This is a genomic window from Streptomyces sp. ADMS (assembly GCF_033441795.1).
GTDB lineage: Bacteria > Actinomycetota > Actinomycetes > Streptomycetales > Streptomycetaceae > Streptomyces.
This window is the reverse complement of the sequence record NZ_JAVFVX010000204.1, coordinates 1-6,628: the sequence shown is the minus strand read 5'-3', so window position 1 is coordinate 6,628 and position 6,628 is coordinate 1. Positions and strand designations below refer to the sequence as shown.

The following is a 6,628-nucleotide window of genomic DNA, read 5'->3' as shown; positions in this document are numbered from 1 at the left end:
CACCATTCACACCAGACCCGTGACCTGCGACTTCACGATGCACACCACTCAGTGGTCCCGCGCGGTCTGCCCCTGGAAATGCAACTCGAACGTCCTGGCCAGCTGGGCGTCGGTCATCAGGCCGAACGTGTACGTCTTTTCCCAGTCCTGGAGGATGAGGTTGGTGTACACGATGCGCCGCCACTCGTCCAACGTCACCGGAACGGACGGAGGCTCCCAGCAAGTCAGGAATTCCGGCTTCGCCAGCGACAACAGGAGCAGTTCCCGGTGCGCGGTCCAGGTCGTCTCTTCGGTGGCGATGCGAGTCTGGCGGGACTGGTAAGCCAACGAGGCCGCAACTCCGGCCAGAGCGCCCGCGGACAAAATGACCGACAGAGCTCCGTACGCCTGGCTGATCTGGCTCAGCTTGGCCCAGTCCGCGTCCTTCGGCCCCACCGCCATAAGGAGGAACGGAGTCATCAGCACGATTCCGAGCGCCACCGCAACCGCCGCGGCTATCCACACAATCCTGCCCACGGACATCCTCGCTCGCACCGCGTCCTCCCCCATCCCGAGCGCCCATCAGCTCTCCATGCCACGGCGCTCCAGTCGTACTACCCAACCCGTGCTCGCTCAAGGGCCGTTGACAACGGGAATGCCCGAGCGTCAAGCTCAGGAACCGGGCATCGCGGACGGAGGCATCGTGGCCAGGCTCAAGGCGGTCTCGATCTCGCAGGCCAGGGTGGCGGTTGCTGCCAAGCATGCCTGGCTTCGAGTCCGGAACGCTTCCTCCCAGCTGTCCGGCTCGCTTCGTTCCCGCCCGTGGTAATGATCCTCGGTGACCCGGTCGAGGGCGAGGAGAGTTCCCTGTAGCCGGTCCGCTGCCGCTTGAACCGCGGTATCCGTGGTGAACACCTTCGAGGCGGTCTCCATCGCCGCGAACTCCTGCCACCGCCCGACTTTCCGACGACGGGTCTCGGCTTGCTCGTCTCCGTCGGTGCCCAGGGAAAGGGCGTTGTGGAGCTCCCAGGAAGCCGACTGCCACATGGAGGCGCACTTGAGGAGCTGCAGGTAGACGTCACGCTTGTTGTCCAGTTTCCATCGCAGGTGCGTCGCGTCGAGCTGATCGCGCGTCTGCTGGCGCTGTGACTTGGCTGTCACCGACCCTGCCCAGACCGCGCCGGCGGCTCCCAGGGATGCGCCGAGAAGACCGATTAACCCGGTGAGCAGTTCAGGTGACATACCTTCATCATCAGTCGAGGACGACGGACCCGGCCAGACCCACGTCGTACGTCAGAGAACGACCTCGGATCCGGCCAAGATCTGAACCTCGGTGTCGGGCTTGCAGTGGAGCCGGTGTGCCGCCCTCGAGAACTACACCGACACCACCGCGACGAACGCCAGGGCCGTGACGAGCCCTCGGTCCCGTCGCGAGATCTCCCAGAGCCTTCCTCGAGGACGACCAGGAGGTGTGGCTGCGTCTGTCGACGGACCGCAGGAACACGCTGGTACGCATGACCGATGCAGAGTGGGACGACTATCTGTACCGGCTCGCCCGGCACATCGCGTGACGCGCCGGGCGGTTGGCCCGGCTCGCCCCTGACTGGCGGGGGGCCGACCGGCGCCGGGGTCGGCTACTCGCGCTGTGCGAGGTCCTCGGGTGTGGGCTGGTACCGGATCGCGTGGGGGTGGCCGCTGTAGTTGACGGTCACCGTGTGCTGCAGGACGTCGTCGTCGGCGTCGTAGAAGACCTGCTCGATCACCAGGCAGGGCCGCTCGGTGGAGATGCCGAAGTCTTCCGCCTCCTGGGCGTTCACGAACCGGGCGACGGATCCGGTGGCCACCCGCACTGTGCCCGGGGGGCGCGTTCGGAGGCAGCTCCGGGGTGGCGTTCGGAGGCAGCCAGTCCATCTCGTCTTGCTCTGCCACGGCCTACCTGCCCTTCGCGAGCTGGTCGACGCGGCCGGTGGACAGTCCGAGTTGCTCAGCGGCCTTGGCCAGGGTGAGGGTCTGGCGGAGTTCGAGCACGGCCTTCTGCCGGACGGCCTTGGTCCGGGTGAGGGGCTCGGCGACGGCCTCGGTCAGGGCTGTCTGCAGGGCGCGGGCGGCCTTGTCCCTGGCCACGGGGTCCTTGATGGCCGCGATGTCGGCGAGGGCCTGGTCGAACGCCTCGCTGTTGATGAGGTCTGCCGGTTGCGTGGTCATGTCCCGACTGTAGGGGACTTCAAGATTCTTTTCTAGGGTACCCTTGACGAATTTCTAGGAGACCCTAGAAATTTGAGGATTCCAGCAGGAACCATGGCAAATCAGAGGAGGCAGTCATGGCGCAGCGGTGGTGGACCCTCGGCAAGCAGCACATGAACGAGGTGGCCGGCGCGAACGGCCACACCCTCACCTGGAAGCGACTCCCGCGCCCGTCGACGGATCACGCCCTCGTCTACGAGGGCACCTGCGCCGACTGAGGGGCCACGGTTGAGATCGGCTGCGGCTGGTCGTCCTGCGCCACCATCCGCAACGCCCGCGACGAGGCCTGCTCCGGGCCCGGCACCGCCGTCCTCACCGAGGTCGAGGAGGAGCGCGCCGGCGAGCTGTTCGCCGATGCGGTCGGCGAGTACGTCCAGGCCCTCAAGGATGCCGGTGGCACCTTCGCCCGCCCGCAGGTGCCGTTCCTCAACCCGCTCGCCCCCGACAACCAGTGAGCGGCACCCACAACCTCAACGAGTGGGGCGGTGACGGCCACGTCGGCACCCACCCCGAGGACGGCTTCACCCGCCCGTTCAGCGACGACGACCTTCTTCTCGCCTGACCCGCCCCGCCCGGCCCGTCGGGGCCGGGCCCTGCATCCCGCCAGGTACTTCCCCCCCCGAAGTGGAGAGAGACCGTGCAGAAGACCCCCGAGATCACCACGGTGATGACCGGCGAACCGCTCGCCCAGCAGCACATCGAGATCCTGAACCTCGCGGACACGCCGCACCTGAGCGACGACTTCCGCACGACGATCGCCCCGTACGGCATGTGGCTCACCTACCGCCGCGAGACCGGCGCCGCGGACTACACCTGGCACGCTAACGTCAGCGGCTACCGCGCCCTGGCCAACAAGGTCGTCGACATGGACTCCGCCAGCATCAGCCTGTGGAGCACCACCCCCGGCGTCGACGTCCCCGACTGGCTGATGGGCCTGATCAAGAAGTACGCCCCGAGCTCCTGGTAGCCCCACACCTCGCACCCCGGACCCCCGGCCGTGCGCCGGGGGTCCGCCTTTTGGCCGCCCAACCTGCCATGCACGATCGAAGGCGATCCGACGATCGACATCGAGCGGCCACGGTCTCCGGTCGTATGAGAAGCCCGACCCGCAACGAGGTGTGCTGCTCGGCCACACGCCGGAGAACTGTGAGCCGGTACCGTACCCCGCAAGCCCCTCGCGGATCAGTGACCGACTCGAACTCGGCTACCAGACAGCGGACTTGCTCCTTGGCGGCACCCTCGCCGAGGGCTTCCAGACAGGGCGCATAACGCACGGGGACAGCGACAGCGGATGATGGAGGAACGAACACGGCACCTTCATGGATCTTGCAGCGTAGGACTCCAATGATCCCCAGGTGCCGTGTTCACCTGCTTCCGGGACCCTCCAGCACGATCAGCTCACCCAGACCGGGGTGATTCCGGCACTCGCCGGGGCCCTGGGGGTTGTTGTTCCAGTCGGTGATCCAGGACCGACGCTACGTTTACTAAAGTGCGCCCAGACCGTTCTTCGTGCTTTCACTCGTCATCTCCTGTCGGCTACGTATGCGGGATCCGTCAAAGAAACGATTCCAGCGCTTTTTCACTATGTCTCTGCCGACCATGCTGTCCTCCCTGACATAGGGCAAGACTTCGCTGATGAAGTCCTTCGATAGATTATTTTTTTCAATCATGTCGACGACGAGTGAGATATCTCTTTTCCCGGATTCATCCATGCGGGACAACGCGCCCGCCAAGAGCATTTTCACTGGCGCTACAGTTTCACGCTCGGGGAAATTGCTGACCTTTACGGTTCTACCGAATTTCCCACGCACCTTCCTCGTGGGTGCGAATTCACTTTTTTTTATGGTCGCCATGTCGATGTCGATGTCTTTCGTGGTGTGATGCATCATTTGTTTCTCTGGGCCTCCGTCCGAATCTCCTTGCGAAGTTGAACCGTCCTTGGTCTCGAAATTACCGCTGTCCGACAGGCGATTGACTCCAGTTAGTAGATCTTTCCCATCGCTAAACAGTAGATCGATGTCCTTGGGAAGGCGTACGGGGACGTTGTTTTGGGGCTGCTGGGCGTTACCGGGAGCCTGGGCGTAGCCCGATCGGATGGCGATGGCATAGCTGCCATCGAAGACCCAGGAAAGGAGAGGTGGGACATTGAGCGCGTCATACACGTCATTGGCAACCGTTTCGCAATCGCTCAGCGAAAGACGCTGAATGGGCGCGGCACTGGCGGTTGACGCGGGGAGCGGCGCGAGGTCTTTCCGAGCGGCCTCGCCCTCGCACGTCACGCGACGTGACGTGCGACCTCGGTCATCGGCCTCCCGCTCGAGCCGGGGATCATCGTTGAGCCGCGCGCCGCGCAACCGCCTGGTGGCGGGGACACGGCCCTCGGCTTGCTGATCGACGTGGACAAGTTCGTGGCGCAAGGCGTCCTGGCCCTGCCGGTTCCACGGTTGATAGCGGCCCGGCGCGAAGTGGATATGGTTGCCCTGCGTGAACGCCAGCGCGTTCATGGCGAGGGCGCGTTCGTCCTCGTGAACACGGACGCTCGACAGGTCCCGGCCGAGCGTCTGCTCCATGGAGGATCGAATTCCCTCCGGCACGGGCCTGCCGCCGCTGGTCGTGCGGCCGCCGGTGTCGGGTCGCGCACGGGCACCCTCCAGTAGCCGACCGAGCGCGCGATTGCCGAGCGCGCGGGGGGCCACCGGGCCCGCCATCGCAAGCCGGGAGATGCGCTCGGCGTCCTGCTGGTGGGGGTCGTCGGCCGGGCCGACGTTCGACTTCGCCTGAATGACCGACTGCACCCACCGGTTGCCGTATCGGCGGTGCAGGGCCAGCAGGGCTCCTCGTGGACCGGCCGACCGTCGGGCCGGCGCGGACGGTGCTGACGCCACCGCCGTGGCCGAGGTCTGGGCAGCAGAGGCGCTCGCACGCCGGGTCTGCGACATCCACAACGTCCTTTCGCTGGAGGGGCGTGGCGTCGTAAGTCGTGTCGTTGAGTCGTAAGGAGGAAGCCGCGGTCGCGCACCCGCAGGACGTCGGCGGCGGGCCGGCTCAGCGGGTGAGCAGCCGTTCATCGCCGACTCCCGCGGGGTACGGCCTGGCCCAGTTCATCGACATGCTTCTCGTCCCGGCCGCGCTCTGTCGCGGAACGCGCGGTCTTGCGACACGCGTGTCTCTTCCCGACCCGCGACGGTTCTCGACCGGTCCGCCGTGGACTGTACCGGGGCGCCGTCTCCCGGCCGTCTGACCCGGCGACTGTCGTTGCGTCTCGCCGGAACGGTTCATCCTGCTGATGCCCCGCTGCGGTTGCAGCTGTCACACCACTGCCACAAGCGCCTCATGACCCATAACAGGGCACGGCACGGCGGGTCGCTCCTTCCGAACGCGCACCTACGCGCACAAAATCGTGGACGCAGGAGAAGCGGAAGGCGTTCGCGAACGATCTGACGCACTCGCAGCTGCTGGCTGTCTCCGCCGCGTCGAACCGGTCGAAGGGCGACCAGGGTCCGGACGAGTGGCAGCCGCCGTCGAAGACGTACTGGTGCATCTACGCCCGCGCCTGGGTGTCGGTGAAGTCCACCTACGGACTGTCGGTGACCGGGAACGAGAAGAGCACGATCACCGACATGCTGGGTACCTGCCCTTCATGAACGCACAGCCCCCGCAGCCGGAGCAGATCGTCAGCACGGTGAAGGCCGGTCCCGGCGGTGCGATGACGGACGAGGTCGGTGTCATCACCGGCGACCTCACCATCGCCACCCGTCTCCTTGCCGACGGATGCGCCCACATCGCCGTCCAGTACACGGACGCGGACGAGTGGTACACCCTCACCGGCAGCCCCCTCCCTGCGCCGGCGCCGGCGCAGGGCCTGGCCGCCCTCCACGAGGAGATCCTGGAACGGGTCCGCCACGGTGGCGGTGCCGAAGCCCTGCGCTGATCCTGTGGCATGTGGGGTTCTTCCCGTTCCGTGGGACTCGGGTCCGGCGACAGCGGGCCGGCTCGAGGCATTCCTGCGGGCGGAGAGCCGGCCGCATGCGCTAAACTTGATCTTGAGCTGGTCGCCCCAACTCGGGGCGACTGGTTGCGCGTTGGTGGTCCAAGGAAAGACGCCCCGCTTCCTGCGGGGAAATGCAGGTGCAAGGCCTGCCCGGCGCTCGATACCTGGGGCCCGTCCGCAAACAGCGGACGGGCCCCAGGCGTTGCCCGGCGTAAGAACCCGGGCGGCCGTGATTTCCCTGTTCCGTCGTGCGACGCGCTCTGGGGTGTGGCACCGCGGCGGTCAGTGCGGCCCGCCGTTTTCCCCCGAGACGGCGGGCCGTTCGCATGCTGCAGGCCCGGCCGGGTGCCTCTCCGTCAGATGGTGTCCCGCCGAGTGGTGTAGCCGATCAAGGTGTGGTTGTGCGCGGGCGGA

General features: G+C 66.4%; 8 protein-coding genes and 2 pseudogenes. 4 read left to right on the top strand and 6 right to left on the bottom strand.

Translation table 11 applies throughout. The features are described 5' to 3' along the window. Nucleotides 1-48 precede the first annotated feature (48 nt). The 4 genes from RB628_RS38915 to RB628_RS38900 form a co-directional block, all read right to left on the bottom strand. Entirely contained in the window at nt 49-516 is a 468-nt protein-coding gene (locus tag RB628_RS38915; protein WP_318325378.1) for a DUF6082 family protein, read from the bottom strand. A 135-nt stretch (nt 517-651) separates the two neighbouring features. Further along, nucleotides 652-1,221, bottom strand: a complete 570-nt coding sequence (locus RB628_RS38910) for a hypothetical protein (protein WP_318325377.1) — start codon at nt 1,219-1,221, stop codon at nt 652-654. Nucleotides 1,222-1,613: 392 nt separating this feature from the next. Further along, nucleotides 1,614-1,823, bottom strand: a complete 210-nt coding sequence (locus RB628_RS38905; protein ID WP_318325376.1) for a UTRA domain-containing protein — start codon at nt 1,821-1,823, stop codon at nt 1,614-1,616. A gap of 88 nt (nt 1,824-1,911) precedes the next feature. After that, a complete protein-coding gene (locus tag RB628_RS38900; RefSeq protein WP_318325375.1) occupies nt 1,912-2,184 on the bottom strand; it encodes a hypothetical protein in 273 nt (90 codons plus the stop codon). 116 nt (nt 2,185-2,300) lie between these two features. Here RB628_RS38900 and RB628_RS38895 point away from each other — a divergent pair, with 116 nt between their 5' ends. Next, nucleotides 2,301-2,441 (top strand): hypothetical protein, encoded by a 141-nt coding sequence (locus tag RB628_RS38895; protein WP_318325374.1) that lies wholly within the window; start codon nt 2,301-2,303, stop codon nt 2,439-2,441. A gap of 419 nt (nt 2,442-2,860) precedes the next feature. Then, entirely contained in the window at nt 2,861-3,190 is a 330-nt protein-coding gene (locus RB628_RS38890) for a hypothetical protein (protein ID WP_318325373.1), read from the top strand. 172 nt (nt 3,191-3,362) lie between these two features. Here RB628_RS38890 and RB628_RS38885 read toward each other — a convergent pair. Beyond that, nucleotides 3,363-3,533: pseudogene (locus tag RB628_RS38885) on the bottom strand (ISAs1 family transposase); the annotation flags it as partial. A gap of 174 nt (nt 3,534-3,707) precedes the next feature. Beyond that, a complete protein-coding gene (locus RB628_RS38880) occupies nt 3,708-5,162 on the bottom strand; it encodes a DUF4157 domain-containing protein (protein WP_318325372.1) in 1,455 nt (484 codons plus the stop codon). A 462-nt stretch (nt 5,163-5,624) separates the two neighbouring features. On the opposite strand from RB628_RS38880, the pseudogene RB628_RS38875 reads away from it, so the two are divergent. Both RB628_RS38875 and RB628_RS38870 read left to right on the top strand, forming a co-directional pair. Continuing rightward, nucleotides 5,625-5,867 (top strand): annotated as a pseudogene (locus tag RB628_RS38875) (HNH endonuclease); the annotation flags it as partial. Continuing rightward, nucleotides 5,864-6,154: a hypothetical protein gene (locus RB628_RS38870; RefSeq protein ID WP_318325371.1), complete on the top strand. Its 291-nt coding sequence runs from the start codon at nt 5,864-5,866 to the stop codon at nt 6,152-6,154. The pseudogene RB628_RS38875 and the gene RB628_RS38870, both read left to right, overlap by 4 nt. Nucleotides 6,155-6,628: the final 474 nt, after the last annotated feature.